Source organism: Enhydrobacter aerosaccus (assembly GCF_900167455.1).
Lineage (GTDB): Bacteria > Pseudomonadota > Alphaproteobacteria > Reyranellales > Reyranellaceae > Reyranella > Reyranella aerosaccus.
In genome coordinates, this window is record NZ_FUWJ01000002.1 from 253,315 (window position 1) to 280,065 (window position 26,751).

A 26,751-nucleotide genomic window follows, 5' to 3' on the forward strand; every position below is an offset into this window, starting at 1 on the left:
TCCGGCGCCTTCAGGCCGGCCGTGTCCGGGCAGGAACCAGACAGCCGTGCAGGATGAGCGCTGTGATGTTTTCGGCCGCGGTGGCGAAATCCTGATCGGTCAGCCGGCCGCGCCCCAGCACGGCCCTGACCTGCACGTCGAAGTCGGCGTAGTGCTGGGTCACCGCCCACAGCTGAAAGAAGAAGTGCTTCGGGTCCAGGGGCCGCATCTTGCCCTGCGCGATCCAGTGCCGGACGACCTCCGACTTGTCTTCGACCCGTCGCCGCAGGTCGTTCGACAGATAGGCTTTCAGGAAGGGCGCTCCGTGCAGGACTTCGTTGGCAAAGACCTTCGAGGCGTTGGGACGCTTGCGTGACCAGTTCAGCTTCGCTGCAACGTATTCGGCGATCGCTTCGGTGGGTTCGCGATCCGACGTGAAGCGATCGAGTTCGTCGAGCCAGAGTTCCAGCACGTTCGCCAGCACCGCCCGATAGAGCTCGGCCTTGGTGCGAAAATAATAGTGCAGGTTCGCCTTGGGCAGCTTGGCGCGCGTGGCGATCTCAGCCGTCGTCGCGCCGCTGAAGCCGCGCGCCGCGAACACCGTCTCGGCTGCCTGCAACAGCCGCATCTCGTTGCTTTCCCGAATGGCGCCACGCGTGTTGGCATTGAACTTGCGAAGGGCCTCCAACCGCTGCGTCCCCGACGACTTGTTCCTGGTGATGCTCGGTTTTTGGGCGGTGCGCTGCCTGGACATACCAACTGATGTACAGGATCGAATGACTTCTCTCCAGCCTGGCAATGTCGTGACGCCGAACTTGACCATTTGGTCAGATCATCGCTACCGTGCAGTTGAGGATCAGGCGGTTGCTCGCGAGTTCCGAGCACCGACAACGGGAAGGGAACGCTGATGAACGACGCAGGCCGACTTGCCGCCCAACGCCTGACTGCGGACGAGATCGCCCGGAACTTCTCGGACATCCATCCGCCGCTCGATCGCAAGCGGGCGCTCGTCGAAGCGAGCCGCTGCTACTTCTGCTACGACGCGCCCTGCACGCAGGCCTGCCCGACCGGCATCGACATCCCGGGCTTCATCCGCAAGATCACCACCGACAATGTGAAGGGCGCGGCAACGACCATCCTGGGCGAGAACATCATGGGCGGTGCCTGCGCCCGCGTCTGCCCGGTCGAGATCCTGTGCGAATCGGCCTGTGTCCGGCAGACGCAGGAGTCCAAGCCGATCCAGATCGGCGCCTTGCAGCGCTACGCCACGGACTGGCTGTTCGACCATAAGGTCCAGCCCTTCACTCGGGCGGCCGCGACTGGCAAGCGCGTCGCCGTCGTCGGGGCGGGACCGGCCGGACTGGCCTGCGCCCATCGGCTGGCGCGGCACGGTCACGATGTCACGATCTTCGAAGCCAGGCCCAAGGCCGGTGGCCTGAACGAATACGGTATCGCCGCCTACAAGATGACGAACGATTTCGCTCAGACGGAGGCGGCCTTCATCCTGGGCATTGGCGGCATCAGGATCGAATTCGGCAAGGCGCTCGGACGCGATGTCAGGCTTGCCGACTTGCGCCGGGACTTCGACGCCATGTTTCTGGGCCTTGGCCTCGCTGGTGCCAATGCCCTGGCCCTCGAGGGCGAGGACATGGCGGGCGTGATGGATGCCGTCGCCTATATCGAACGGCTGCGCCAGACCGCCGACAAGAGCGCTCTGGAGATCGGCCGCCGCGTCGTGGTGATCGGGGGCGGCAACACGGCCATCGACATCGCCGTCCAGGCCAAGCGCCTGGGCGCGCAGGATGTCACCATCGTCTATCGCCGCGGTCCGCAGCACATGACCGCGACCGGATACGAACAGGAGCTGGCCCAGACCAACGGCGTCGCCATCAAGTATTGGGCGCGGCCGATCCGACTGGTCGGCCAGGGCGGCCGGGTCAGGGAAGTCGAGTTCGAATATACACAGCTCGATGAGCAAGGCCGGCTGATGTCGACCAACGATCGCTTTACCCTGCTCGCCGACATGGCGTTCAAGGCGATCGGCCAGACCTTCGTCGCGGCGCCGCTCGAGATCGGTGCCGCGGAACCGCTGGAATTGGCCGGTAGCCGCATCGCCGTGAATGCCGACCGGCAGACGTCGTTGCCCAATGTCTGGGCCGGCGGCGATTGCGTACCGGGGGATGATTTGACCGTGAGCGCGGTGCAGGATGGAAAGGTCGCGGCGGAAGCGATCAACCGCGCCCTGCGCTCGGCTTGAGGGAGGAAGACGTGGCTGATCTGCGCACCACTTTCGCCGGCATCAAGTCGCCCAACCCGTTCTGGCTGGCCTCGGCGCCGCCGACGGACAAGGCCTACAATGTCGTCCGCGCCTTCAAGGCCGGCTGGGGCGGCGTGGTCTGGAAGACGCTGGGCGAAGACGGTCCGCCGGTCGTCAACACCGCCTCACGCTACGGATCGCTCGATGTCGGCGGCGTGCGTATGGCCGGCTTCAACAATATCGAGCTGATCACCGACCGGCCGCTGCAGGTCAATCTCGACGAGATCAAGCAGGTGAAACGCGACTGGCCCGACCGGGCTCTGGTCGTTTCGCTGATGGTGCCGTGCGAGGAAGAGAGCTGGAAGCGCATCCTCAAGCGGGTCGAGGAGACCCATGCCGACGGCGTCGAGCTGAATTTCGGCTGCCCGCACGGCATGTCGGAGCGCGGCATGGGGGCTGCGGTCGGCCAAGTGCCGGAATATGTCGAGATGGTCACGCGCTGGTGCAAGCAGAACACCCGCATGCCGGTGCTGGTGAAGCTCACGCCCAACGTGACCAACATCCTGGGCTCGGCAAGGGCCGCCAAGCGCGGCGGCGCCGATGGCGTGTCTCTGATCAACACCATCAATTCGATCATCGGTGTCGATCTCGACCTCATGGCCCCGACCCCCGTGGTCGGCGGCAAGGGAACCCATGGCGGATATTGCGGTCCGGCCGTGAAGCCGATCGCCCTGCACATGATCTCCGAAATCGGCCGCGATCCGGAATGCGCCGGCATGCCGATCTCGGGCATCGGCGGCATCGCCACCTGGCGCGACGCGGCAGAGTTCCATGCCCTTGGCGCGGGGACCGTCCAGGTCTGCACCGCCGCGATGCATTACGGCTTCAAGATCATCGACGATATGGTCGACGGACTGAGCAACTGGCTCGATGCCAAGGGTCACGCGCGTCTGGATGCCCTCGTCGGCCGCGCCCTTCCCAACGTGACGGACTGGCAGCACCTCGACCTCAACTACAAGATCGTTGCCCGCATCGACCAGGAAGCCTGCATCAAGTGCGGCCTCTGCCATATCGCTTGCGAGGACACCTCCCACCAGGCGATCACGGTGTCCAAGACGAATGGCGAGCGCCGCTTCGAGGTCGTCGACAAGGAGTGCGTCGGCTGCAATCTCTGCATGCATGCATGCCCGGTGACGGGCTGCATCAGCATGATCGAGGTGGCGACTGGCCGCAAACCTCTCACCTGGCTCGAACATCCCAACAATCCCCTGCGGCAGGCTGCCGAGTAACCATTCAGACAGATCGAGGCGCATCATGAGCAATACGGCGAGCGGCAAGAATCTGCGCATCAACGGCGAGCGGCTGTGGCAGAGCCTGATGGAAATGGCGAAGATCGGCGCCACGGAGAAGGGAGGCGTCTGTCGCCTCGCCCTGACCGATCTCGACCGTCAGGGCCGCGACCTGTTCGTGCGCTGGTGCAAGGAAGCCGGCTGCACTGTTTCGGTCGATCGCATGGGCAATATCTTCGCCCGTCGACCGGGCCGCGATAACTCGCTGCCGCCGATCGGCACCGGCAGCCATCTCGATTCCCAGCCGACCGGCGGCAAGTTCGACGGCGTCTATGGCGTGCTGGCCGGCCTCGAAGTGATCCGCACCCTGAACGACATGAACTACGAGACCGCGGCGCCGGTCGAAGTCGTGGTCTGGACCAACGAGGAGGGGTCGCGCTTCGCGCCGGCGATGGTCGCCTCGGGCGTGTTCGCCGGAGTCTTCGACGAGGAATACGGACTGACGCGCAAGGATCTCGACGGCAAGACCATGGGCGAGGAACTGCAGCGCATCGGCTATGCCGGCGATCTGCCAGTCGGCGGCCGCAAGTTCGGCGCCTTCTTCGAGGCGCATATCGAGCAGGGCCCGATCCTCGAGGCCGAGCAGAAGACCATCGGCATCGTCCAGGGCGCCCAGGGTCAGCGCTGGTACGAAATCACGATGACCGGCCAGGAAGCCCATGCCGGACCGACGCCGATGCGTCGCCGCAAGGATGCCTTGCTGGGCGCCTCGCGGATCGTGCACGAGGTGAACCGCATCGGCCTCGCCCACCAGCCCTACGCCTGCGCGACCGTCGGGCTGATGCAGGTCAGCCCCAACTCGCGCAACACCATCCCGGGCAAGGTGTTCTTCACCGTCGACTTCCGGCATCCTGATGATGCGACGCTGTCGAAGATGGACGCCGAGCTGCGCGCCTGCGCCAGCCGCATCGCCGAGGAGATCGGCCTGCAGCTCCAGCTCGAGCAGATCTGGTACTCGCCGCCCGTCGCGTTCGACAAGGCGTGCGTTTCCGCGGTCCAAAGCGGTGCGGAGACGCTGGGCTACGAGAACATGCCGATCATCTCCGGCGCAGGACACGATTCCTGCTACATCGCCCGGGTGGCACCCACTGCCATGGTCTTCGTCCCCTGCGCCGATGGCATCTCCCACAATGAGGTGGAAAGCGCCACGCCCCGCGACATTGCCGCCGGTTGCAACGTGCTGCTGCAGGCGATGATCGCCCGCGCCAACGCGACCTGACGCGGTTTGACGGGGCAAGCCGGTGCTGCGACGATCCGAACGGGGGAGCGATTGACGTGCAAACGCTGCGCACGGCCACGACCATGAGTGCAGATGCTCCGCGACCGGCGTCCCGCAACGACGACAAACCGGTTGCCATCGACGTTCGCGACCTGTCGCTCACCTTTCAGACGACCGACGCGCCGGTCGTCGCGCTCACCAATGTCAATCTGCAGATCAAGGCGGGCGAGTTCATCTCCCTGATCGGCCCGTCGGGCTGTGGCAAGACCACGCTGATGCGCGTGATGGCGGATCTGGAGCATCCGACCAGCGGCTCCATCACCGTCAACGGCCTGTCTCCCGAGCAGGCCCGCCTGGCCCGCGCCTACGGCTACGTCTTCCAGGCCCCAGCCCTCTACCCGTGGCGCAGCGTGCGGCGCAATCTCATGCTGCCGCTCGAGATCATGGGCGTGCCGCGCGCCGAACGCGACAGCCGTGCGGCGCGCTACCTGGAGATGGTGGGACTCAAGGATTTCGCCAACAAGTTCCCCTGGCAGCTTTCGGGCGGCATGCAGCAGCGCGTTTCCATTGCCCGCGCGCTGAGCTTCGAGCCGAAGCTCCTGCTGATGGACGAGCCGTTCGGCGCCCTCGACGAGATCACGCGCGATCATCTGAACGAGCAGTTGCTGCGGCTGTGGGAACAGACGCAGAAGACCGTCATCTTCGTCACGCACTCGATCCCCGAAGCGGTGTTCCTGTCCAGCCGCATCGTCGTGATGTCGCCGCGTCCCGGCCGCATCCTCGAGGTCATCGACTGCGACCTGCCGTCCGATCGCACGCTCGATGTGCGCGAGACTCCGGAATTCCTCGCCATCGCTCATCGCGTCCGTGTCGCGCTGCGGGCCGGTCATTCCTATGACGATTGAGGCCCTCGCACCTTCGCCGGCTTCGATCCCAATCAGGAACCGCCTGACCGAAAGCCGTTGGCTGCCGGTGACGATGGTGCTCGCCGCCATCGTCCTGATCTGGTACGTGGGCGCGGTCTGGCTCAATGCCGGTCTCGTCGAGCAGCGGCTCGAGCAGTCCGAGACCAAGGCCACAGCGGCCGAATTCATCGGCACCGCCCTGGCGCTGGACCGCCCGCTCCTGCCGGCGCCGCACCAGGTTGCCGAAGAATTCTACGACAGCGTCTTCACCCGCGACGTCACCTCGCCGCGCAGCTTGGTCTATCATGCCGAGATCACGGGATCGGCCACCTTGCTGGGCTTCGCCCTGGGAACGGTGCTCGGGATCGTGCTGGCGGTCGGCATCGTCAGCTGGCGCACCCTCGATCGCAGCCTGCTGCCGTGGATCATCGCCTCGCAGACGATCCCGATCCTGGCCATCGCTCCCATGATCATCGTCGTGCTGGGCAATATCGGGTTGACGGGCCTCGTGCCCAAGGCCGTGATCTCGATGTATCTGTGCTTCTTCCCCATCACCATCGGCATGGTGAAGGGGCTGCGCTCACCCGACCCGCTGCAGCTCGACCTGATGCGCACCTATTCGGCAACGCCGAGCCAGGTTTTCTGGAAGTTGCGCTGGCCGGCCTCGGTCGCCTTCCTCTTCGCCTCGCTGAAGGTAGCGATCGCCATCAGCCTGGTCGGCGCCATCGTCGGCGAATTGCCGACCGGTGCGCAGGGCGGGCTGGGCGCGCGCCTGTTGAGCGGCTCCTATTACGGCCAGACCATCCAGATCTGGGCGGCCCTGTTCATGGCGGCCCTGCTCGGCATGGTGCTGGTTGCCCTCGTTGGCGTGGTCGAGCGGATGACGTTGCGCCGAATGGGGGCCAAGCCGTGAAGGCGGGTATCGCCGCCACCGTCGTTGCGCTGGCCGGCGCGACGGCGTCGCTTGTTTTCCTGGGGCCTGGACCATCGCCCGGCGAGATGCCACTCGGCTTCTGGGCACTCGTGATCGCCGTCGTGGGCTTGTCCTGGGTCGGGCTCGAGCGCCTCGCCGCCGTCGACCGACCGCGCTGGATCGGCGGGCTGGTGGTGCCGGGCCTGTTCGGCCTGCTCCTGCTCTATCTGTGGCAGGTCCTGACCGTCGGATTCGATGTGCCGGCGGTGTTACTTCCCAGCCCGGCCCGCATCGGCCATCAGCTGGCCTCGAATGTCGGCCTGTTGTGGCAGGATTTCCGCCAGACCTTCCTCAAGTCGGTGTTGGCCGGCTTCACGCTGGGATCCGGCCTCGGCTTCCTGGTCGCCGTCCTGGTCGATCGCAGCCCGTTCCTGCAACGCGGGCTTCTGCCGCTCGGCGCGCTGGTCAGCGCCATCCCGATCGTCGGCATCGCGCCGATCATGGTGATGTGGTTCGGCTTCGACTGGCAGTCGAAGGCGGCGGTGATCGTCATCATGACCTTCTTCCCGATGCTGGTGAACACGCTGGCCGGGCTCGGGGCCGCCAGCGAGATCGAGCGGGATCTGATGCATTCCTACGCCGCCGGCTACGGCCAGACCCTGCGCAAGCTCAGGCTGCCCAGCGCACTCCCCTTCATCTTCAACGCGCTCAAGATCAATTCGACGCTGGCCCTGATCGGCGGCATCGTCGCCGAGTTCTTTGGCACGCCGGTGGTCGGCATGGGCTTCCGCATCTCCGTCGAAATCGGCCGCATGAATGTCGACATGGTCTGGGCGACGATCGCGGTGGCGGCTCTGGCCGGATCCATCTTCTACGGCATCCTCGCGCTCATCGAGCGGGGGTTCACCTTCTGGCACCCGTCCTATCGCCAGGAGCGGAGTTGAGCGGAGCAACGGACACGAACGAACAAGGAGCTTACGTATGAAGAGATTTCCCATCCTGGCCGGCGTCGCCGCCCTGGCGATGGCCAGCGCGACAGCGCACGCGGCCGACAAGCTCACCCTGCAGCTCAAATGGGTCACCCAGGCCCAGTTCGCCGGCTACTACGTGGCCAAGGACAAGGGCTTCTACAAGGATGAGAATCTCGACGTGACCATCAAGGCCGGCGGCCCGGACGTCGCGCCACCGCAGGTGATCGCCGGCGGCGGCGCCGACGTGGTGGTCGACTGGATGCCCTCGGCTCTGGCGACGCGCGAGAAAGGCATTGCGCTCGTGAACATCGCCCAGGTCTTCAAGCGCTCGGGCATGGAGCTCACCTGTCGCAAGGACAGCGGCATCAAGACGCCGGCCGATTTCAAGGGCAAGACACTGGGCGTGTGGTTCGGCGGCAACGAATATCCGTTCCTGTCCTGGATGGACAAGCTCAAGTACAAGACCTCGGGCGCCGACGCGGACATCAAGATCCTGAAGCAGGGCTTCAATGTCGACCCGCTGCTGCAGAAGCAGGCGGCCTGCATCTCGACCATGACCTATAACGAGTACTGGCAGATCATCGATGCCGGCGTGAAGCCCGCCGACCTGATCGTCTTCAAGTACGAGGATGAAGGCGTGGCGACGCTCGAGGACGGTCTCTACACCCTCGATGCCAAGCTCAAAGATCCGGCGATGGTCGACAAGCTCGCCCGGTTCGTGCGCGCGTCGGTGAAGGGCTGGGACTACGCCATCAAGAACCAGCCCGAGGCGGTGAAGATCGTACTCAAGAACGACGCGACCGGCGCCCAGACGGAGCATCACCAGACCCAGATGATGAGCGAGGTCGCCAAGCTGGTCGCCGATCAGCCCAAGGGCATCGGCTATCTCGAAGAGGCCGACTACCAGCGCACTGTCGACGTGCTGCTGAAGGGCAGCTCCGACCCGGTCATCACCAAGAAGCCGGTCGGCGCCTGGACCCACGAGGTGTGGGACAAGGCGATGAAGAAGTAACGGCGAAGCCAAGCTTCGTCGAAACGATGCGGGGGAGGCAAGGCCTCCCCCGTTTTTTTGTGACGTCGCGTCCCCTACTCCGCCGCGACGCGCGGCACCGGACGAGGAGCCTTGAGTTCGGTCTGACGCCGCACCGCCTCGAACACCGGCGCGAAGGTTGGCCGCGGGATATAGCGGCCGGCACCGCGCTTGGCGTCGAGCTTGCCGTCGGCCCAAACGACATTGCCCTGGCTGATCGTGTGCGTGGGCACACCCTGCACCGTCAGGCCCTCGAAGATGTTGTAGTCGACCTTCTGATGATGGGTCTTGGCAGAGATGGTGCGCGTCGCCTTGGGATCCCAGACGACGAGATCGGCATCGGCACCGACGCTCACCGAACCCTTGCGCGGATAGATGTTGAAGATCTGCGCCGCATTGGTGGAGGTCACGCGCACGAACTCGTTGGGCGTCAGCCGGCCGGTGCCGACGCCGTAATGCCAGAGGATCGCCATCCGGTCCTCGACGCCGCCGGTGCCGTTGGGGATCTTGGTGAAATCGGTCCGACCCATCGCCTTCTGCGGCGCGCAGAAGCAGCAATGATCGGTCGCCGTCGTCTGCAGGTTGCCGGATTGCAGGCCGCGCCACAGCGCTTCCTGATGCTCCTTGGGCCGGAATGGCGGGCTCATCACATGCGCTGCCGCCACATTCCAGTCGGGATGGCGATAGACCGAATCGTCCACCACGAGATGGCCCGCCAGCACCTCGCCGAATACGCGCTGCCCCTCGTTGCGCGCCCGGGTGATCGCCTCGAGCGATTCGCGACAGGAATTGTGCACGATATAGAGCGGCACGCCCAACACCTGGGCGATGCGAATGGCGCGGTTGGCCGCCTCGCCCTCGACCTCCGGCGGCCGCGACAGTGGATGCCCCTCCGGTCCGGTGATGCCGGCCTTGAGGAGCTGCTGCTGCAGGTGGAACACCAGCTCGCCGTTTTCGGCGTGAACGGTGCAGATGGCGCCGAGCTCGCGGGCGCGGGTGAAGGAATTCACCAGCACCTCGTCCTCGGCCATGATCGCGCCCTTGTAGGCCATGAAGTGCTTGAAGGAGTTGACGCCGTGCTCCTTCGTCAGCACGCCCATGTCGCGATGCACCGACTCGTCCCACCACGTGACCGCGACATGGAAGGAATAATCGCCCGCCGCCTTCTCGGCCCAGCCGCGCCACTTCCGGTAGGCTTCGAGCAGCGGCTCCTTGGGATCGGGAATCACGAAGTCGATGATCATGGTCGTCCCGCCGGCAAAACCCGCTGCCGTACCCGAGTAGAAATCCTCGGACGCGGTCGTGCCCATGAAGGGCAGCTCCATGTGCGTATGCGGATCGATGCCGCCCGGCATGACGAGCTGGCCGCCAGCGTCGACGATGCGGGCATCGGCCGGCGCCTCGATCCTGGGGGCGATCTCCTTGATGACGCCCTGGTCGCAGAGGACATCGGCCCGATAGCTCGTCTCGGCCGTAACGACGGTGCCACCGCGGATCAACGTTGCCATGCGCGCCTCCAAAAACCTGACCAATTGATCAAGTCTAGCGCAAAGGCTGCCCCTCCGGAAGCTCGCGAGCCGGCAATCTCGGGCGGTTGTGCGACCGATCAGCCGTTCACCAAGCGGCCCCCCCCCGGCTACGTCTCCCGTCGTTTCCTCTTATGGTGTTCCGTCGTCCATTAGCGGCCGTTGGGCGGCTCGGACGAGTCGAGGAAAGAGCGCAGAAGGCGCGCCGATTGCGCGGCATGGGAAAACGGCAACCCGTGGCGGGCCGGGCCGATGACATTGAGCCGTGCGTTCGGCAGCAGGCGATGCAGTTCGGCCATGACCGACACGGGGATGAATGGGCTGCCATCCGGATGCAGCAGCAGCACCGGACAGACTATCTCCTGCAACCGCGCGGTAAGATCGGTGCCGATCAGCACGCCGAGCGCCTTCAGGATCGACTCGCCCGACCACTGCGCCTGCTGGTGCTCGAACCAGGTCGCCATCTCGGCGCTCAAGGCATCGGGATGGAATCGATCCAGCATGAAGGCGCGCGACCAACCTGCCAGGCCGCCGGCATCCAGCTGCCCGCGCCAGACCTCGACTCGCTGGATCGATGCGCCGAGATGGGCTCCGTTGCTGACGGTGAGACTGGCGATGCGATCCGGACGGGCAAGAGTCGCGGCGAGCGCGACCGTGCCGCCCATCGACTCGCCCACGAGATGAAAACGATCGAGGCCCGCAGCGTCGGCGACCGCGAACAGATCGTCGATCAGAGACTCGAGAGACCAGTCGGCATCGGGCGGCGGAACGAAAGACTGTCCACTGCCGCGCATGTCGAACGCCGCGACGCGATAACGGTCGGCCAGGGCGGGATACCATCCACGCCACAGCAGTCGGCTGCTGCCGATGCCATGATGAAAGAGAATGGGCGCGGCCGGTCGCTGCCAGGGAGCCACGAGATCGAAGAGCTCATAGTGCAACGCACCATGGGTGGTTTGCGCGACGGCCATGGTGCACATCATACTCCGGCCAATGACGACCCTCACCCGCCGCGCCTTGGTCTGCGGAATTGCCGTTACGGCTCTTCCGGCGCGCGCCCAGACAGCCGACTTTCCCGACCGGCCGCTGCGCTTCATCGTTGGCTTCCCGCCCGGCGGCCCGAACGATCTGCTGACGCGCATCATCGCTCCGGGCATCGGCGAGCGTTTGGGACGTACTGTCGTGGTCGAGAATCGAGCCGGCGCGAATGGCGAGATCGCGGCCGCATCGCTGGCCAAGGCGGCGCCCGACGGCAGCGTGTTCATGCTGGCTTCCAACGGCTCGACCACCGTGGCGGCCGCTCTCGAACGCAATCTGCCCTACGATGTGCGGACCGACTTCATTGCCGTGGCGCCGGTCGGCATCAACCCGATGCTGCTGGTCGTACGCCCCGACCTGCCGGCCAATACCGTGGCCGAGTTGCTGGCATTGGCGCGGGCCCGGCCTGGCAAATTGAACGGCGCGTCCGCCGGAGCCGGTGGCGCAACGCATCTGGCCCTCGAGCTGTTCAAGGCGCTGGGCAAGCTCGATATCGTGCACGTTCCCTACAAAGGCGGCGGTCCGGCGATGGCCGATCTCATGGCCGGCCTGGTCGATCTTTACTTTGGTGGGCTGTCGACGGCTCTGCCCCACGTCAAGGCGGGCAAGCTCAAGGTGCTCGGTCAGACCGGCACCAAGCGCTCCGCCGCGGCGCCCGACATCCCGACCATCGCCGAGTCAGGACTGCCAGGCTACGAGGCAGCGATCTCCTACGGCATCTTCCTGCCCGCCGGTACGCCGCAAACGCTGGTCGACAAGCTGCATGACGCGGTCGACGGCACAGTCCGCTCCCCGGAGGTAGCGAAGAAGTTCGCCGAACTCGGCGCCGACCCGCAATTCGGCAGTCCGCCCGAGTTTGCGGCTTACGTCGCGGCCGACCTGGAGAAATGGACGAATCTCGCCAAGTCGGCCGGCCTCAAGATCGAGTGACTCCTGTCGACCCGCTCGCCTGTCACTTCACCGACGAAAAGGTCGTCGGCACCAGGAACTGGTTGGAGACGTTGGCGACGATCTGGCCATCCTTCTCGGTCTCCGCGCGCTTGGAGAGCCATTCGGGATCGGCGGCAAAGGCATTCCACTTCTTCTCGCGGTCGGCCAGCGACTCCCACTGCAGGAAGTAGGTCAGCTCCTGGTTGGACTCGCCGACGAGCGTGGTGAAGAAGCCGGCCTGCTTGATGCCGTGCTTCTCCCACAACTTCAGCGTGATCGTGTTGAAGCGGTTGAGCAGCGCCGGCAGCCGGCCCGGCAGGCAGCGATAGACACGCATTTCATAGATCATTTCTTCCTCCCTCTAGAAATTGCCGCTGAAGCGCGGAGCGAAGCCGCCGCCCTTGTGATCGATGTGACAGGTGAAGGGCGCGCCGAAATGGCAAGGCATCAGCAACGCACCGGAACCCGCGCAATGCTCGAGCGCGGCGCGTCGGCTCTTGCGCGCATTGTCCTGATCGAGGCAGGCGAAGCTGTTCCATTCGGGATGATAGACCTGCAGGGCGTGATGCAGGATGTCGCCGCAGAACAGCGCCTTCTCGCCGTCGGCCTCGAACTTGATGGCGATGGTGCCGGGCGTATGGCCGGGCGCCGGCTCGACCTTGAGATGTTCATCCAGCGTCGCCGCGCCACTCACCATCTGCGCCAGGCCGGCCTCGACCACCGGCAGGACGGAATCGCGGAACGAACCGCCGTTGGCCGGCCCCTTCTCCGGATCGCTGTCGACCTTCTGATAGAATTCGTAATCTTCGCGGCTGAAGACGTACTTGGCGTTCTTGAAGGTGGGCACCCACCGACCATTGTCCAGCCGCGTGTTCCAGCCGACATGATCGACATGCAGGTGCGTGCACATCACCATGTCGATCTGGTCCGGCTTGACCCCGGCGGTCGCCAGCCGCTCGAGATAGGGCGTCTCCATCATGTTCCACATCGGCCGATAGGCGCGCGGCTTGTGATTGCCGACGCAGGTATCGATCAGGATGTTCTTGCCGCCAACCTTCAGCAGCCAGCTATGGATGCTCAGCTTGAGGAAGCCTGACGCTTCGTCATAGTGGTTGGGCACCAGCCAGTCGTGGTGCTGTCGCACCACGTCCGCATTCCAGTCGGGAAAGAATCGCCGCGCCTCGAAGTTGGGCTCGTAGCTTTCCTCGATACGCGTCGCCGTTGCAGCGCCAAGCTTCACTTCGACCATGCGATACCCCTCTTGCCTGCAGCGAGCTTAAGGGGCTGGCAAGGATCAGAACAGCCTGGCGCCCAGCGATTTTCGATAGCCGAACACGATGCCGATGCCGCTGCACATCGCCCCTACGATGACCAGGGCCATGACGTGCAGCCCGACCGATCGGGCATCGATCAGCTCCGGCCATGCCTGGGCAATGAATAATGCAGAGATGAAGTACAGGCCGGCGGCAACGATTCCGAACGGCACTCCGAACAGCAATGCACCGAGAAAAGCGGTGGGAGCCCAACGTCCCCCGGCCATGAAGCCGAGCAAACCCGCCACGCCGCTTGCAACAATGGCTCCGACGGTTTCCACGATATACCCCTCCTTTATCGCGGTCTCGACTTGGGATCATACTGAGTCGAGATGACGATCAGGATACACGGGGTCGTCGCCAACCGAGATGAGCGAACACGCATGTCTGACAGCCTGATCTGGTGCACGGCGCACGAGCTGAGCCGACGATTCGCCCGGAGAAGTCTTTCTCCTGTCGAGGTCGTGCGGGAAGTCTTGGACCGCGCCGGCAAATTGCAGCCGTGCCTGAACTTTCTCGTCCTGCTAGACAATGAAGGTGCGAAAGCGGCCGCGAGGGCATCCGAGGAGCGATGGCGAAGAGGTGAGCCGCTCTCGCCCCTCGACGGCGTGCCGACCTCGATCAAGGACACGACCACGGTCAAGGGATGGCCGACGCGCTACGGTTCACATGCCACTGACGAATCGCCGGCTGTCGAGGACGCACCGGTCGTGTCACGGTTGCGTCAGGCCGGCATGGTCATTCTCGGCAAGACCACGACGCCCGAGTACGGCTGGAAGGCACTGACCGACTCGCCCTTGCAGGGGATCACCCGCAATCCGTGGAATACCGACCATTCGCCGGGCGGTTCCTCCGGCGGCGCCGCGGCGATGACGGCGGCCGGTGTCGGCCCCTTCAATCATGGCAACGACGGCGGCGGCTCGATTCGAATTCCGGCCGCTCACACCGGACTCGTTGGGCTGAAGCCCTCCTACGGCCGCATCCCCCAATATCCGGCCGACTCTCCGTTCGCCGATGTTGTCAGCCAGGGTGTGCTGTCCCGCAGCGTGTTCGACACGGCGCTCGCCCTCAATGCCACTGCGGGACCCGATGCGCGCGACTGGCGCTCGCTGCCCGCCGAACCGCGCGATTACACGATCGGCCTCGAGGAAGGTGTGCGTGGCTGGCGCATCGGCCTCAGCCTCGATCTCGGGCACGTCTCAGCCGACGCGGAGGTGCGTGACCTCGTCGTCGCCGCGGCGACGCGATTCGACTCTCTGGGTGCCCATGTCGAGGAAGTCGGCCCGCTGATCGAGCCGCTGCAAAATGCCTTCGAGCCACTCTGGATCGGCAGTTTTGCCACCCGTCTGCGCCAGATCCCGACGCAGCTTCACGGCAAGCTCGATCCCGGCTTCCGCGCCGCCGCGGAAAAGGGCCTGGCGATCACGCTGGCCGACTATGCGAAAGCGTACGAAGCACGCTCGAAGCTCGCGCGGGACATGGCGCTATGGCACCAGACCTTCGACCTCCTGCTCGCCCCCGTAACGCCGACCGCCGCCCCGCCGGTCGGAACACTCTACAATTCAGAGGCCTTCCCACGCTGGACCAAGGGGGCGCCCTATACGCTGCCATTCAACCTGACGGGCCAGCCCGCAGCCTCGATGCCCGCCGGCCTCACCCGGTCGGGCCTTCCCGTCGGGCTGCAGATCGTCGGGCCAGCTCGGGCCGATCACCTCGTGCTGCGCGCGATGCGAGCCTACGAAAGTGCGAGCGGCTGGACCTGGCCGCAGCCAAAGGTCGAGGAGACTCTCGCCCGCCTTTAAAGCGCGATGACTTTTGCTTCGGCCGTCGCCCTGACGCTCGTAGCATGGCAGCGCATGCGTCCGGGCGACGGCTTGATTCCATGAAAAGTCATCGCGCTGTAGCGTCAGGCCTCGACCCTGACGCCCGCGGTGACGATCACCTGCCGCCACTTCTCGACCTCATCCGCCAGGAACTTCTTGGTCGCGGCGGGATCGGTGCCGGCGGGAATCAAGGCCAGCTCGGCAAAACGCTTGCGAAGGTCGGAGTCTGTCACCGCTTTGGCAACGGCGGCGGACAGGCGATCGACGATCGGTTTCGGCGTTCCTGCCGGGGCCAGGAACATGGCCCAGCTCGAAGACTCGATCAGCGGGCCACCGGATTCGACGATGGTGGGAACCTCCTCGACGCCGGGGACGCGCTCCTTGGAGAACATGCAGAGCCCGCGGATCTTGCCGGCCCGGACATTCGACATCACGCCGATCGGCGCATCGACCAGAACCTGGATATTGCCAGCGGCGAGGTCGGCCAGCGCCGGCGCCGTTCCCTTGTAGGGGACGTGCTCCATCTGGATGCCCGCGACTTGCTTGAACAGCTCGCTCGTGAGATGCGCCGCCGAGCCGACGCCGGAAGAGCCGAACGAGATCTTGCCCGGATTGGCCTTGGCATAGGCGATCAGCTCACCTGCGGTCTTGACTGGCAGATTGTTGGTCACGGTGAGGATCAACGGCGCGATGCCCACCAGCGACACCGGCTCGAAGCTCGTCTCGGGATCGAACGACAGTTTGCCGGCATAGAGCGTCTTGTTCGCGGCGTGCGCAGCGATGACGGTCAGGAAGGTGTAGCCGTCGGGCGCCGCCTTTGCGACCGCTTCGGCGCCGATCAGCGAATTGGCGCCGGGCTTGTTATCGACCACGAAAGTCTGCCCGAGATCGATCTTCTCCAGCGTCAGCCGCGTCGCCGAGTCGGTCAGTCCTCCGGCCGTATAGGGAACCACCCAGCGAACCGGCTTGCTCGGCCAGGTCTGGGCCGAAGCCGCCTGCGGAAGGGCCGCCAGTCCCGCGATGCCGGACAGCACCGACCGGCGATGTAGATTGCTCATCACACTTACCTGCTTACTTTCGTGCCTCAATCGAGATCCATGCCGTCCATGCCGGCATTCTTGCGCGCCTTCTTAGCGAGCTCGGTGAGGATCTTGCCAGCCTGGTGGGGATCCATGACCTGCTCGGCCATCGGGCCCTTGTGCCAACTTTCGGCAACCGCGAACTGACCGTTGCCGGCCTGGAAGACGCGGCCGGTGATCTCGCGGCTCTGCTCGCTCACCAGCCAGGTGGCGACCGGCGCGATCCATCTCGGATCGCGGCGCTTCTTGTCCTCCTCGCTGTACTGCCGCAGATCCTCCGTCATGCGCGTGAAGGCCGAGGGCGAGATCGAGTTCACCGTGATGCCATAGCGGCCCAGCTCCCGCGCGGCGATGATGGTGAAGGAGGCGATGCCGGCCTTGGCGGCGCCGTAGTTGGTCTGGCCGATATTGCCGTAGATGCCCGACACGGACGTGGTCGTAATGATGCGCGCGTCGACCGGTCCGCCCTTCTCCTTGGCGAGGTCGCGCCAGTAGGCAGCGGCGTGGCGCGCCGGCGCAAAGGTGCCCTTGAGATGGACCTTGATCACCGCGTCCCACTCGTCCTCTGACATGTTCACGAGCATGCGGTCGCGCAGGATGCCCGCGTTCAGCACCAGGGCGTCGAGCTTGCCGAAAGCCTGGATGGCCTGATCGATCATGCGCTTGGCGCCGTTCCAGTCGGAGACGTCGTCGCCGTTGGCGACCGCCTCGCCGCCCTTGGCCTTGATCTCGTTCACGACCTGTTGAGCGGGCCCGACATCGTGGCCCTTGCCGGTACGGTCGCCGCCGAGGTCGTTCACCACCACCTTGGCGCCATGCTCGGCCAGCATCAGGCAATGTTCCCGGCCGACGCCGCGGGCGCCGCCCGTGACGATCGCCACCCGCCCTTCGCACAATCTTGCCATTGCACCCTCCCGTCTTTTGCGTGTCTGGAAATCGCTGTCCTGCGCTAGTGTATAGCGGTTCGAACCGGAGGATCGCCATGGACACCCTGCCACTCGTTGCGCCTGAACAGGTCGGCCTTTCCGCAGCGCGGCTCGCGCGTGTCAGCCACTGGATGAAAGGCTGGGTCGATAGTGGCCGGCTGCCGGGCATGGTGACCTGCGTCATGCGCAAGGGCGAACTCGCCTTCGCCGAGGCCTACGGCAAGGCCGATGTCGAACGCGGCAAGCCGATGCGGCCCGACACCATCTTCCGCATCTACTCCATGACCAAGCCGCTCACCTCGACCGCGATCATGATGCTCTACGAGGAAGGCCGCTTTCAGCTCGACGACCCGATCTCGCGATTCCTGCCCGCCTTCAAGACCATGCGCGTCTTCGCTGGCGGCAGCCGCGGCAAGATCGATACCGTACCGGCCGAGCGCGAGATCACCTTCCGCGATCTGCTCACGCACACCTCGGGCCTGACCTACGGCTTCATGGAAAGCACCATCATCGACGCGCTCTATCGCGGCAAGGACGGCGTCGACTTCCAGACCGCCGACAGCAGCCTCGCGGAGCTGGTCGACAAGCTCGCGACCTTCCCGCTGCTGTGCCAGCCCGGCAAGGCCTGGAACTACAGCGTCTCCACCGACGTCCTGGGACGGCTGGTCGAAGTCGTCTCCGGCGAGCCGTTCGAGAAATACCTGGTCGAGCGCGTGATCAAGCCCCTGGGCATGGTGGACACGAACTTCCACGTGCCGAAGGAAAAGCACGAGCGTCTGGCCGCCAACTACAGCCCGACGCCCGACGGCAAGCTGTCGCTGCTCGACGATCCCGGCAAGAGCCGCTATCTCGCGCCGCGCAAGGTCAATTCCGGCGGCGGCGGACTGGTCTCGACGGCGTCCGATTATCTCCGCTTCTGCAAGTTCATGCTGAACAAGGGTGAGCTGGACGGCGTGCGCCTGCTCGGCCGCAAGACGGTCGAGCTCATGACCATGAACCACCTCAAGGGCGACATGGCGGACATGGGCACGCCCCGTTTCTCGGAGTCGACCTACTACGGCGTCGGCTTCGGACTGGGCTTCTCCGTCATGATCGATCCGGCCAAGGCGCAGATCGTCGGCACTCCCGGCGAGTATGCCTGGGGCGGCGCCGCCTCGACCGCCTTCTGGTGCGATCCTGCCGAGGACATGGCGGTGGTGCTGCTGACGCAGCTCATGCCGTCCTCGACCTATCCGATCCGGCGCGAGCTGCGCGTGCTGACCTATCAGGCAATCGTTGACTGAAGGAGCGGGCCATGCGCAACACCGGACCGATCACAGTCAGGAAGCTGCATCCGCTGTTCGGCGCGGAGATCTGCGGCATCGACATCACGCAGCCGCTGAGCCCCCGGGAATTCGGCCCGATCCGGGCTGCGTTCGAGGAACATTCGGTCCTCTTGTTCCGCGACCAGCCGATGGATGACGAGAAGCAGATCCGCTTCAGCGAATATTTCGGTCCTCTGGAGACGACCCTCAGCGCCAATCCGGCCGCGGGAACGAAGTTCGCACGCCAGTCGAACCTCGACATTATGACCGGCGAGCCGATCCCACCCGACGACATGCGCATGATCTACCAGAAGGCCAATTACTTCTGGCACTCGGACTCCTCGTTCAAACGCATTCCGTCGCTCTGTTCGGTTCTGACGGCACGCATCTGCCCGGCCGAGGGAGGCAACACCGAATTCCTGAGCATGCGCGCGGCCTGGAATGCCCTGCCTCCAGCGCTGCAGGCGACCATCGAACCGCTGATCGCCGAGCATGCGCTCGAATATTCACGCAACCGCGTGCAGAAGGGCATCCTCAGCGCCAAGAGCCTGGCCGAGCTGCCAGCGGTGAAGCAACGCCTGTTCCAGGACAATCCCATCAACGGGCGCCGCGCGCTTTATATCGGCGCTCATGCCGGCTTCATCATCGGCTGGCCGCGGGAGACCGGCGAAGCGCTGTTGCACGAGCTGACCCAGCGTGCCGACCAGCCGGAATTCCGCCTCTCCCAGGCCTGGCGCGAGGGCGATGTCGTCGTGTGGGACAATCGGGCGGTCCTGCACCGCGCGACCTATTACGATGCGGTGAAATACAAGCGTCTCATGCAGCGCACCACCATCAGCGGCGATGCACCGACGGTGATGCAATAGACGCATGCCCTACTCGACCTCCGTCGCAGAACCTGTCCCGGCCACCGCTACCCATCCCGACGGCCTGCCGCCCGGCCTTCCCCGCATTCTGGCGGTTGCCACCATCACCATCGGCCTGTCGATGGCGGTGCTCAGCAACTCGATGACCAATCTCGCGCTGCCCTACATCGCGCACGATCTCGACATTTCCGCCGAGAGTTCGATCTGGATCGTCAACGCCAGCCAGATCGCGCAGATGGTGTCGCTGTTGCCGCTGGCGGCCCTGGGCGACATCATCGGCTACCGCCGCGTTTATCGCGCCGGCATTTTGCTGTTCTGCATCGCGTCCGTCGGCTGCGTGTTGGCGCCATCCTTGCCCTGGCTCCTGGCGGCACGAACTTTTCAGGGATTGGGAGCGGCCGGCCTCATGGCGATCCAGCCCGCCCTGGTGCGCTCGATCTATCCCCGCAACATGCTGGGGCGCGGATTGGGCTTCAACACCACCGTCGTCGCAACCTCTCTCGCCGCCGGACCCAGCATCGGGGCGGCGCTGCTCGCCGTCTGGTCGTGGCCGATCCTGTTCGCGTGCTACATCCCGCTCGGCATCGTCTCCTTCATTCTCGGCGAGCGCTATCTGCCGCGCACCGTGCACATCCGGCGCCCCTTCGACATTCTGTCGGCCGTCCTGTCGGGCGCGACGTTCGGGCTTCTGATCTTTGCGATCGACGGGCTGGCGCATGGCCATTCGTGGAACGTGATCCTGGCCGAGGCGGGTGGCGCCGCGGTGCTGGGCACGCTCTTCATCTGGCGGCAGAAGCTGCTCGTGCATCCGATGATGCCGGTCGACATCTTCAGGCGCCCCATCTTCGCGTTGTCGATCAGCACCTCGAGCTGCACCTTCGTGGCGCAGGGCCTGGCCTATGTCAGCCTGCCCTTCTTCTTCCACACCGTGCTTGGCCGCAGCGCCACCGATACCGGCATCCTGCTGACGGCCTGGCCGCTGGCTCTGGCCGCCATCGCGCCGTTCGCCGGGCGCCTCGCCGATCGCTACCACGCCGGAGTTCTCGGTGCGATCGGCTTGGCGAGCATGACCACCGGACTCGTGCTGACGGCCCTGCTGCCGGACAATCCTTCGACGGCCAATGTCATGTGGCGGCTGATGCTGTGCGGCGCCGGCTTCGGCATCTTCGCCTCGCCCAACAACCGGCTGATGATGAACGCCGTGCCGCGCGACCGCAGCGGCAGCGCCGGCGGCATCATCGCCACCTCGCGGACACTGGGCCAGACGCTGGGCGCGGCGCTGGTCGCGTTGATGTTCGGCCTGTTCGATTTCTCCGCCGGCGGTGCGCAGGCTTATGCCGCGGCCCATGGGGCCTTGTGGCTGGGAGCAGCCTTCGCGGGCACCGCGCTGGTCATCGGCAGCTTCCGCATGCGCCTCCAGCGCTGAGGCTCAGGCAAGCGGTGCTGCCGAGCCAGGGCCGGCGCGATGCATCTCCCGAAACAACGAGGGCGTCATGCCGAAGCCGCGCTCGAACGCAGCACCGAGCCGCGCTGACGAGCCGAGGCCAACCTTGCCGGCAATGACCTTCAGCGGCAGGTCCTTGGCGATCAGCGTCCGCGCCGCCTCGAGACGGAGCCGTTCGACGAACTGGGCGGGCGTCTTGCCCGTCGCCTCGGTGAACTTGCGATAGAAGGTGCGTTCCGTAAGGCCGGCCTGGCGCGCCAGTGTCGGCACGTCGAGAGCTTCGTCGAGATGGGCCTGCATCCACTCGATCAGCTGAGCGAACGGCGCTTCGGCCTTGGTCTGGGCCTGCAGCAGCGGACTGAATTGCGACTGGTAACCGGGGCGACGGGCATAAAGGACGAAGTGGCGGGCGATCAGATTGGCCGTAGCCGCCCCGAGATCGGCTTCGACCAGCGCCAGCGCCATATCGATGCCCGTGGTGACGCCGGCCGAGGTCCAGACCTGTCCATCCACGACGTAAAGCGAGTCGGCATCCACCGACAGCTCCGGGTGTCGGCTGGCCAGCCGGTCGCAGCTCGCCCAATGCGTCGCCACGCGCTTGCCATCCAGTAGGCCGGCAGCCGCCAGCACGAATGCGCCCGTGCAGACCGAACCGTAGCGCCGGCAGCGAGGCGCCGCGCGCCGCAGCCAGCGTCGAACATCGGCGCGAGCGATGACGCCCGGCAGCCCCTTCGAGCCGCCGGCCACGAGCAGCGTATCCGGCTGGCCGCCGATCTTGCGGCTTTGCAGGGCAACGCCGCCGTTCGTCGTCACTAGGCCGCCGTCGGGCGACAGGATGCGCAGATCGTAGACCGTGCGGCCGATGGATTCGTTGGCCGCTCCGAACACGGCAGCCGGGCCTGTGACATCGAGGAGCTGGCAGTCGCCATAAGCCAGGATGAAGAGACGGTGCGGATGATGCATTGGCAGAAAATATACCGTCTTTGTCATTTCTGCCAACCGAGACGAGTCGTATTGTCCGGCCGTCACCCCGCGCGGAGCCGCCCGAGGGGCGGCATAGCCGAGGGACCTGTCTGGCTACGCTCCATTCAATGGCAGCGCAGCAAAAAGGTCCCTCGGCTGCGCCTCGCTCCGCTCGGCTTCGCTCGGGATGACGGGGGATTAGCGCCATATGCGATTGCTCTAGCCTCCGGACGCGGACGACACCTTGTCGAGGACCTTGCCATGACAGCTCCATTCCATATCGGCATTCTGATCTTCCCGGACATCACCCAGCTCGACGCCATGGGACCGGCGCAGGTCCTGAGCCGCGCACCGGGCGCCAAGATCCACCTGGTCTGGAAGACCCGCGAACCTGTCCCGACCGATGCCGGCTTCCCCCTTCTGCCGACGACGACATTCGCGGACTGCCCGCAGCTGGATGTGATCTGCGTGCCGGGGGGCTTCGGCCAGGTCGCCCTGATGAACGACGAGGAGACACTGGCGTTCCTGCGTCGACAGGCACAAGGCGCCCGCTACGTCACCTCCGTCTGCACCGGCTCGCTGGTGCTGGCCGCGGCCGGTCTCCTGAAGGGATATCGTTCGGCTTGCCACTGGGCCTCGCGCGACCTGCTCTCGGCCTTCGGCGCCATTCCTGTCGCCGAACGCGTCGTGCACGACCGCAACCGCCTGTCCGGCGGCGGCGTAACCGCCGGCATCGACTTCGGTCTCACCCTGCTGGCCGAGATCGCGGGCGAGGACGTCGCACGCGCCGTCCAGCTCGGGCTGGAATACGATCCGCAACCGCCGTTCAACGCCGGGTCACCGGACAAAGCAGGCCCGGCCCTGACGCAACGCGTGCGTGACGGGATGACGACGATGATGGAAAAGCGGCGCCGCGCCAACGAACAGGCGGCCTCCCATCTGCGATGAGCCTGCCCAGAAGCGTTTGATACAGAACCGCGATTGGCCGGAAGTCCCGTTGCAGCGATGATGTAACGGGAGAGCGTACTTCCATGCCAATCCTCGCGTCGGTACGACAGGCCTTTTGCGGGCTCATCTGCAGCCTGGCACTTCTCTGCGCTTTCGGCGCACTGGCTCAGGATCTTCCGGTGACGAAGATCACCGGCGACGATGTGCGGCAGGCGCTGATCTGGACCGGCCACTACAGCGTCATGACTCACGCGGATCCGGTCACGGCCTTCCACGACGCATCGCGAAGCTGGCAGAAGGCAAGAGGCTACCCGCTTACCGATGCGCTCTCCGACGAACAGATGACGGAACTGCTGGCGGACGCAGCCAGGCAGAAGGATGCCTTCGGCTGGACAAATCTCGAAGACAAGTCGGTCGGCTTTTCCATCGGCGTGCCGACAAAGCTCGTGAAGTTCGCGGCGGCGAGGATGAGCAACGGCGCCATGTCGTATGATTTCGACGGCGGCATCACCTATACCATCCGCGTATCCTACGGGGACCTGAGCTGCTCCCGCCTCAAGGAACGCTATCGCTCGCTGCTGCAATCCTTTCGTCCGTTCTACACAGCGCGCTGGAGCGGTGGCTTCGCGATCGGCGTGCAGATCGGCAGCCAGATCAACTATGCGCAGGCCTTGTGCCGTGAATCCGGCGCGGTGTTTGCCGAGATCGGCATCCCGCAAAGCATGGTGGCCCAGCAGGGGCTCCTGTTCTCGGCCATGGCCGAGAGCCTGCAGGTCGATCGGCAATTCAATCCCACGGCTGTCCCGCATCCGAAGATCGAACAGCCCACGCCGATCGCCAACGATTTCCACGTCACCTCGGCGGCCAACGAGACCTCGGATGCCAAAGCCGATGGCGACGGCAGGACTGCCGCCATTCAACGCGAGGTGCGCAGCGGCAGCGATCTCAGCGTCGAGCAGGTCTTCGAGAAGGCCTCCGCCGCCGTCTACATGGTGAAGGCCGGGGATCGCATGGGATCCGCGGTGGCTGTCAGCACCCACGACCTTCTGACCAACTGTCATGTTGTTAAGGACAAGCCGAGCGTCACGCTCGTACACGGCGGCAAGGAGCAGCGCGCCGATGTGGTCTCGACCAATGACAAGGCCGACCGCTGCGTGCTGCATACCACCGACACGCTCCCGGCCTGGGTGACGGTGCGTCCCTATGACGACATCAAGGTCGGCGAACGCGCCATCACCATCGGCACGCCGCAGGGCCTGGAATTGACGGTCGGCGAAGGCATCGTGTCGTCCAAGCGCAGCCACGAGGGCTCGCGCCTGGTGCAGACGACGGCGCCCATTTCCCAAGGTTCTTCCGGTGGCGGCCTGTTCGACGCCCAGGGGCACCTGCTCGCCATCACGACCTTCTACCTGAAGGTCGGGCAGAACTTGAACTTTGCGGTGGCGGCCGAGGACTTCGCGCGATCGCCGGACACCAAGCCTGTCCAAACGAGCGCTGCGCCGTAACGCGTGTTGTAGGGCGCACGACGTCGCCGCGTCGATTCGTCCGCAGCTTTCTTCACACCGACTGTCGGCTGTTCGGCCACGCGCTTGTCACGGCCTTTCCCGGCAACGCGCTGTATGGTGCGGCGCGCGCTGTCATCGCGACAGCGCCGTTATCCGCAAGACACAAGAGAGGAGATGGCTGGGTGGCAACGGCAAAAGCCCGCATCCACGGCCTCGATATGTTGCGCGGTGGTGCTGCTGCGGCGGTGATGGTGCATCACCATGCGCAATACTACGACGTCCTCTATCCGGGACGCGTGCCGCTGGCGATCGATCTCGGCGCCGGGCATTTCGGCGTCGAACTGTTCTTCATCATCAGCGGCTTCGTCATCCTGATGAGCCTGGAGGCCAAGAAATCGGTACGGGCTTTCGCGGTGTCCAGAGCGGGCCGGCTTCTGCCGACCTTTCTCGTCACCTTGATTCTGGCGACAGCCATATTGACCGTGTCTCCCATGCCGCCGTTGGAAACGCCAACGGCACTGCAGTTTCTCGCCAACCTCACCATGGCGCCGAGTCTGTTCAATCAGTCGCCGATCGACCTGCCCTATTGGACGCTGACCTACGAACTCCTCTTCTACATATACATGGCGTTCGTTTTGTATTTCGGCGCACTGCGTCAGACCGAGCGCCTCGGGCTGCTGCTGATGGCGATGGGCTGCCTGTATTGGGCACTGGCCGACATCGAACATCACCGCCGCACCAGTATTCTTCTGATGGTCCATTACAGCAGCTTCTTCGTCATCGGCATGTGCCTCTATCGCATCCATATGCGAGCGGCGCGGCCGATCACCTATACCGCCCTTGTCGCAGCCCTGGCGACGACGGCCTTCGGCGGCGGCGAGCAGGCATTCTATGCTCCGGGCTCCGTCTATCTGCCGTTAACGTTGGCCTTCACCGCTCTGGTCTGGCTGGCGACCAGCCACGGCTCGAAATGGCCGGTCTGGAGACCGTTCCTCTTCCTCGGGCAGATCTCCTATCCCCTGTACCTGGTCCACGTCGTGCTGGGCTTCGAGATCATCCGCTTCGGCACCAACCACGGCTGGAGCACGCTCGATGGCGTGATGGCCGCCGGCCTGGCCTCGTTCGTCGCGGCGACCGTGCTGCATTACGCAGTGGAGCTGCCCGGCATGCGATGGAGTCGGTCGCTGCTCGTCCGCGCCCGACCTGTCGCGCTGACCGACTCGCTGTTTCAATCCGGCCAGCCCTCCAGCCCCTCCGTGACGGACGCCTCGAGGAGCGGAGAGACACGGCCTGAATTCTAGCGTGCCGCTCCCAGCAGCCGGCGTGCGATGACCATGCGGTGGACCTCGGACGGGCCTTCATAGACGCGCATCGTCCGCACCTTCTGGGCCATCAGGGAGATCGGCAGTTCCTGCGTCACGCCCATGGCGCCGAACGCCTGCTGCGCATGGTCGATCACTTCGGTCGCCATCTCGGTGGCGAAGACCTTGATCATCGACGCTTCCATGCGCACGTCCCGGCCTTCGTCCTGCTTCACCGCCGCGTCCATCACCATCAGTCGGCAGGCATGCAGCTTGGTGGCCGCATCCGCCACCCACCATTGAACGGCCTGGCGATCGGCAAGCTTCTGGCCGAAGGTCACGCGCTGGTTGGCATGGGCACACAGCATGTCGAGCGCGCGCTGCGCCATGCCGATGCACCACGCGCCCATCTGCAGGCGCCGCACCGTGAGGCGGAGCTGCATCGGCGCAAAGCCGGCGCCGAGACGACCCAGCACCTGGCTCTCGTGGACGCGGCAATCCTCGAACACCACTTCGTAGGTACGCTGGCCGGCGAGCATGGGAATGGCGCGCGCCACCACGAGGCCGGGCGTGCCCTTGTCGACCAGGAAGGCCGTGATGCCGCCGCGCGACCCGAGATTGGGATCGGTCACGGCCATGACGATGGTGAAGTCGGCCTTGGCGATGCGGCTGATCCAGATCTTGCGGCCGTTGATCACCCAGTGGTCGCCGTCCTTCACCGCCTTGGTCTTCATGCCCGCGGGATCGCCGCCGGCGCCCGGTTCGGAGATGGCGATCGCCGATACGGTCTCGCCCGCGGCGTAGGGTTCGAGATACTTCCGGCGCTGCTCCGGATTGGCCGTCGCCAGCAGCATGTGCAGGTTGGGCGAGTCGGGCGGAAAGGTGAACGGCACGCAGGTGTAGCCCAGCTCCTCGTTCACGCCGACCAACGCCACGTTCGGCAGGTTGGCGCCGCCCACCTCTTCCGGCACGTCGAGCGCCCACAGGCCGAGATCCTTGCACTGCTTGAAGAGCTTGGCGTTCTCCTCGTCGGACAAAGCCGCAGGCTGGCCGGCAGCGAATCGTTCGAGGATGTTCTTCTCGAGCGGTATGAGTTCGTTGGCCACGAACTTCTTCACCAGATCCCGCAGCATCTGATGTTCTTCGCTGATCTTATCCATAG

At 65.1% G+C, this 26,751-nt stretch carries 25 protein-coding genes; 15 read left to right on the forward strand and 10 right to left on the reverse strand.

Translation table 11 applies throughout. The features are described from left to right. Nucleotides 1-10: 10 nt before the first annotated feature. Nucleotides 11-667: a TetR/AcrR family transcriptional regulator gene (locus B5D62_RS10485; RefSeq protein ID WP_231714782.1), complete on the reverse strand. Its 657-nt coding sequence runs from the start codon at nucleotides 665-667 to the stop codon at nucleotides 11-13. Nucleotides 668-886: 219 nt separating this feature from the next. Here B5D62_RS10485 and B5D62_RS10490 point away from each other — a divergent pair, with 219 nt between their 5' ends. The 7 genes from B5D62_RS10490 to B5D62_RS10520 all read left to right on the forward strand — a co-directional run bounded on the left by B5D62_RS10490 (nucleotide 887) and on the right by B5D62_RS10520 (nucleotide 8,605). Continuing rightward, on the forward strand, nucleotides 887-2,236 hold the full coding sequence (locus B5D62_RS10490; protein ID WP_085933821.1) for an NAD(P)-dependent oxidoreductase: 1,350 nt from the start codon (nucleotides 887-889) through the stop codon (nucleotides 2,234-2,236). Between the two features lie 11 nt (nucleotides 2,237-2,247). Then, nucleotides 2,248-3,525, forward strand: a complete 1,278-nt coding sequence (gene preA / locus B5D62_RS10495; RefSeq protein WP_085933822.1) for an NAD-dependent dihydropyrimidine dehydrogenase subunit PreA — start codon at nucleotides 2,248-2,250, stop codon at nucleotides 3,523-3,525. A 25-nt stretch (nucleotides 3,526-3,550) separates the two neighbouring features. After that, a complete protein-coding gene (locus B5D62_RS10500; RefSeq protein WP_085933823.1) occupies nucleotides 3,551-4,804 on the forward strand; it encodes a Zn-dependent hydrolase in 1,254 nt (417 codons plus the stop codon). An 83-nt stretch (nucleotides 4,805-4,887) separates the two neighbouring features. Continuing rightward, nucleotides 4,888-5,709 carry an ABC transporter ATP-binding protein gene (locus tag B5D62_RS10505; RefSeq protein WP_085934713.1) on the forward strand — a complete coding sequence of 274 codons (822 nt, stop codon included), beginning with the start codon at nucleotides 4,888-4,890 and terminating at the stop codon, nucleotides 5,707-5,709. Next, nucleotides 5,699-6,622 (forward strand): ABC transporter permease, encoded by a 924-nt coding sequence (locus B5D62_RS10510; protein ID WP_139373833.1) that lies wholly within the window; start codon nucleotides 5,699-5,701, stop codon nucleotides 6,620-6,622. The genes B5D62_RS10505 and B5D62_RS10510 overlap by 11 nt, the downstream gene beginning before the upstream one ends. After that, on the forward strand, nucleotides 6,619-7,566 hold the full coding sequence (locus tag B5D62_RS10515; protein ID WP_231714783.1) for an ABC transporter permease: 948 nt from the start codon (nucleotides 6,619-6,621) through the stop codon (nucleotides 7,564-7,566). The genes B5D62_RS10510 and B5D62_RS10515 overlap by 4 nt, the downstream gene beginning before the upstream one ends. 37 nt (nucleotides 7,567-7,603) lie before the next feature. After that, entirely contained in the window at nucleotides 7,604-8,605 is a 1,002-nt protein-coding gene (locus B5D62_RS10520) for an ABC transporter substrate-binding protein (protein WP_085933824.1), read from the forward strand. A gap of 74 nt (nucleotides 8,606-8,679) precedes the next feature. Here the strand turns inward: B5D62_RS10520 and hydA are convergent, their stop codons facing one another. Further along, entirely contained in the window at nucleotides 8,680-10,131 is a 1,452-nt protein-coding gene (gene hydA, locus B5D62_RS10525; protein ID WP_085933825.1) for a dihydropyrimidinase, read from the reverse strand. A gap of 170 nt (nucleotides 10,132-10,301) precedes the next feature. Then, nucleotides 10,302-11,120 (reverse strand): alpha/beta fold hydrolase, encoded by an 819-nt coding sequence (locus B5D62_RS10530; protein ID WP_170920885.1) that lies wholly within the window; start codon nucleotides 11,118-11,120, stop codon nucleotides 10,302-10,304. A gap of 22 nt (nucleotides 11,121-11,142) precedes the next feature. On the opposite strand from B5D62_RS10530, the gene B5D62_RS10535 reads away from it, so the two are divergent. Next, on the forward strand, nucleotides 11,143-12,117 hold the full coding sequence (locus tag B5D62_RS10535; protein ID WP_170920886.1) for a Bug family tripartite tricarboxylate transporter substrate binding protein: 975 nt from the start codon (nucleotides 11,143-11,145) through the stop codon (nucleotides 12,115-12,117). Nucleotides 12,118-12,139: 22 nt separating this feature from the next. Here B5D62_RS10535 and B5D62_RS10540 read toward each other — a convergent pair whose 3' ends face one another. The 3 genes from B5D62_RS10540 to B5D62_RS10550 are packed head-to-tail and all read right to left on the reverse strand — an operon-like array spanning nucleotide 12,140 to nucleotide 13,711. Continuing rightward, nucleotides 12,140-12,466: an NIPSNAP family protein gene (locus B5D62_RS10540; protein WP_085933828.1), complete on the reverse strand. Its 327-nt coding sequence runs from the start codon at nucleotides 12,464-12,466 to the stop codon at nucleotides 12,140-12,142. A gap of 12 nt (nucleotides 12,467-12,478) precedes the next feature. Further along, on the reverse strand, nucleotides 12,479-13,366 hold the full coding sequence (locus tag B5D62_RS10545; RefSeq protein WP_085933829.1) for an MBL fold metallo-hydrolase: 888 nt from the start codon (nucleotides 13,364-13,366) through the stop codon (nucleotides 12,479-12,481). Between the two features lie 45 nt (nucleotides 13,367-13,411). Further along, a complete protein-coding gene (locus tag B5D62_RS10550) occupies nucleotides 13,412-13,711 on the reverse strand; it encodes a hypothetical protein (protein ID WP_085933830.1) in 300 nt (99 codons plus the stop codon). 102 nt (nucleotides 13,712-13,813) lie between these two features. On the opposite strand from B5D62_RS10550, the gene B5D62_RS10555 reads away from it, so the two are divergent. Next, a complete protein-coding gene (locus B5D62_RS10555) occupies nucleotides 13,814-15,232 on the forward strand; it encodes an amidase (RefSeq protein ID WP_085933831.1) in 1,419 nt (472 codons plus the stop codon). A 104-nt stretch (nucleotides 15,233-15,336) separates the two neighbouring features. Here B5D62_RS10555 and B5D62_RS10560 read toward each other — a convergent pair whose 3' ends face one another. Together B5D62_RS10560 and B5D62_RS10565 are read right to left on the reverse strand one after the other, a co-directional pair. Beyond that, a complete protein-coding gene (locus tag B5D62_RS10560; RefSeq protein WP_085933832.1) occupies nucleotides 15,337-16,311 on the reverse strand; it encodes a Bug family tripartite tricarboxylate transporter substrate binding protein in 975 nt (324 codons plus the stop codon). 26 nt (nucleotides 16,312-16,337) lie between these two features. Further along, nucleotides 16,338-17,237, reverse strand: a complete 900-nt coding sequence (locus B5D62_RS10565) for an SDR family NAD(P)-dependent oxidoreductase (protein ID WP_085933833.1) — start codon at nucleotides 17,235-17,237, stop codon at nucleotides 16,338-16,340. A 77-nt stretch (nucleotides 17,238-17,314) separates the two neighbouring features. Between B5D62_RS10565 and B5D62_RS10570 the strand changes: the two genes are divergently transcribed. Genes B5D62_RS10570 through B5D62_RS10580 form a run of 3 tightly spaced genes read left to right on the forward strand, consistent with a single transcriptional unit; the run spans nucleotide 17,315 to nucleotide 20,854 of the window. Next, the gene (locus B5D62_RS10570; protein WP_085933834.1) at nucleotides 17,315-18,541 is read left to right on the forward strand and encodes a serine hydrolase domain-containing protein; all 1,227 of its coding nucleotides are present in this window, start codon (nucleotides 17,315-17,317) and stop codon (nucleotides 18,539-18,541) included. Between the two features lie 11 nt (nucleotides 18,542-18,552). Continuing rightward, entirely contained in the window at nucleotides 18,553-19,428 is an 876-nt protein-coding gene (locus tag B5D62_RS10575; RefSeq protein WP_085933835.1) for a TauD/TfdA dioxygenase family protein, read from the forward strand. 4 nt (nucleotides 19,429-19,432) lie between these two features. Next, nucleotides 19,433-20,854 carry an MFS transporter gene (locus tag B5D62_RS10580; protein ID WP_085933836.1) on the forward strand — a complete coding sequence of 474 codons (1,422 nt, stop codon included), beginning with the start codon at nucleotides 19,433-19,435 and terminating at the stop codon, nucleotides 20,852-20,854. Nucleotides 20,855-20,857: 3 nt separating this feature from the next. On the opposite strand, the gene B5D62_RS10585 is transcribed toward B5D62_RS10580, so the two are convergent. Next, nucleotides 20,858-21,862 carry a GlxA family transcriptional regulator gene (locus B5D62_RS10585; RefSeq protein WP_231714784.1) on the reverse strand — a complete coding sequence of 335 codons (1,005 nt, stop codon included), beginning with the start codon at nucleotides 21,860-21,862 and terminating at the stop codon, nucleotides 20,858-20,860. Between the two features lie 234 nt (nucleotides 21,863-22,096). Between B5D62_RS10585 and B5D62_RS10590 the strand changes: the two genes are divergently transcribed. From B5D62_RS10590 to B5D62_RS10600, 3 genes are all read left to right on the forward strand, one after another. Further along, nucleotides 22,097-22,783 carry a DJ-1/PfpI family protein gene (locus tag B5D62_RS10590; RefSeq protein ID WP_085933837.1) on the forward strand — a complete coding sequence of 229 codons (687 nt, stop codon included), beginning with the start codon at nucleotides 22,097-22,099 and terminating at the stop codon, nucleotides 22,781-22,783. A gap of 83 nt (nucleotides 22,784-22,866) precedes the next feature. Next, nucleotides 22,867-24,288, forward strand: a complete 1,422-nt coding sequence (locus B5D62_RS10595; protein WP_085933838.1) for a S1C family serine protease — start codon at nucleotides 22,867-22,869, stop codon at nucleotides 24,286-24,288. A gap of 182 nt (nucleotides 24,289-24,470) precedes the next feature. Then, on the forward strand, nucleotides 24,471-25,589 hold the full coding sequence (locus tag B5D62_RS10600) for an acyltransferase family protein (RefSeq protein ID WP_085933839.1): 1,119 nt from the start codon (nucleotides 24,471-24,473) through the stop codon (nucleotides 25,587-25,589). Here the strand turns inward: B5D62_RS10600 and B5D62_RS10605 are convergent. Continuing rightward, nucleotides 25,586-26,749 (reverse strand): acyl-CoA dehydrogenase family protein, encoded by a 1,164-nt coding sequence (locus B5D62_RS10605; protein ID WP_085933840.1) that lies wholly within the window; start codon nucleotides 26,747-26,749, stop codon nucleotides 25,586-25,588. The two genes, B5D62_RS10600 and B5D62_RS10605, sit on opposite strands and share 4 nt — an antisense overlap. Nucleotides 26,750-26,751 lie beyond the last annotated feature (2 nt).

Excerpts from the sequence above, each read along its gene's own strand:
- B5D62_RS10490 (WP_085933821.1), top strand. The coding sequence starts at position 887 with ATGAACGACGCAGGCCGACTTGCCGCCCAACGCCTGACTGCGGACGAG.
- B5D62_RS10500 (WP_085933823.1), top strand. The coding sequence starts at position 3,551 with ATGAGCAATACGGCGAGCGGCAAGAATCTGCGCATCAACGGCGAGCGG.
- B5D62_RS10505 (WP_085934713.1), top strand. The coding sequence starts at position 4,888 with ATGAGTGCAGATGCTCCGCGACCGGCGTCCCGCAACGACGACAAACCG.
- B5D62_RS10510 (WP_139373833.1), top strand. The coding sequence starts at position 5,699 with ATGACGATTGAGGCCCTCGCACCTTCGCCGGCTTCGATCCCAATCAGG.
- B5D62_RS10520 (WP_085933824.1), top strand. The coding sequence starts at position 7,604 with ATGAAGAGATTTCCCATCCTGGCCGGCGTCGCCGCCCTGGCGATGGCC.
- hydA (WP_085933825.1), bottom strand. The coding sequence starts at position 10,131 with ATGGCAACGTTGATCCGCGGTGGCACCGTCGTTACGGCCGAGACGAGC.
- B5D62_RS10530 (WP_170920885.1), bottom strand. The coding sequence starts at position 11,120 with ATGGCCGTCGCGCAAACCACCCATGGTGCGTTGCACTATGAGCTCTTC.
- B5D62_RS10535 (WP_170920886.1), top strand. The coding sequence starts at position 11,143 with ATGACGACCCTCACCCGCCGCGCCTTGGTCTGCGGAATTGCCGTTACG.
- B5D62_RS10540 (WP_085933828.1), bottom strand. The coding sequence starts at position 12,466 with ATGATCTATGAAATGCGTGTCTATCGCTGCCTGCCGGGCCGGCTGCCG.
- B5D62_RS10545 (WP_085933829.1), bottom strand. The coding sequence starts at position 13,366 with ATGGTCGAAGTGAAGCTTGGCGCTGCAACGGCGACGCGTATCGAGGAA.
- B5D62_RS10555 (WP_085933831.1), top strand. The coding sequence starts at position 13,814 with ATGTCTGACAGCCTGATCTGGTGCACGGCGCACGAGCTGAGCCGACGA.
- B5D62_RS10560 (WP_085933832.1), bottom strand. The coding sequence starts at position 16,311 with ATGAGCAATCTACATCGCCGGTCGGTGCTGTCCGGCATCGCGGGACTG.
- B5D62_RS10565 (WP_085933833.1), bottom strand. The coding sequence starts at position 17,237 with ATGGCAAGATTGTGCGAAGGGCGGGTGGCGATCGTCACGGGCGGCGCC.
- B5D62_RS10570 (WP_085933834.1), top strand. The coding sequence starts at position 17,315 with ATGGACACCCTGCCACTCGTTGCGCCTGAACAGGTCGGCCTTTCCGCA.
- B5D62_RS10575 (WP_085933835.1), top strand. The coding sequence starts at position 18,553 with ATGCGCAACACCGGACCGATCACAGTCAGGAAGCTGCATCCGCTGTTC.
- B5D62_RS10580 (WP_085933836.1), top strand. The coding sequence starts at position 19,433 with ATGCCCTACTCGACCTCCGTCGCAGAACCTGTCCCGGCCACCGCTACC.
- B5D62_RS10585 (WP_231714784.1), bottom strand. The coding sequence starts at position 21,862 with ATGACAAAGACGGTATATTTTCTGCCAATGCATCATCCGCACCGTCTC.
- B5D62_RS10590 (WP_085933837.1), top strand. The coding sequence starts at position 22,097 with ATGACAGCTCCATTCCATATCGGCATTCTGATCTTCCCGGACATCACC.
- B5D62_RS10595 (WP_085933838.1), top strand. The coding sequence starts at position 22,867 with ATGCCAATCCTCGCGTCGGTACGACAGGCCTTTTGCGGGCTCATCTGC.
- B5D62_RS10605 (WP_085933840.1), bottom strand. The coding sequence starts at position 26,749 with ATGGATAAGATCAGCGAAGAACATCAGATGCTGCGGGATCTGGTGAAG.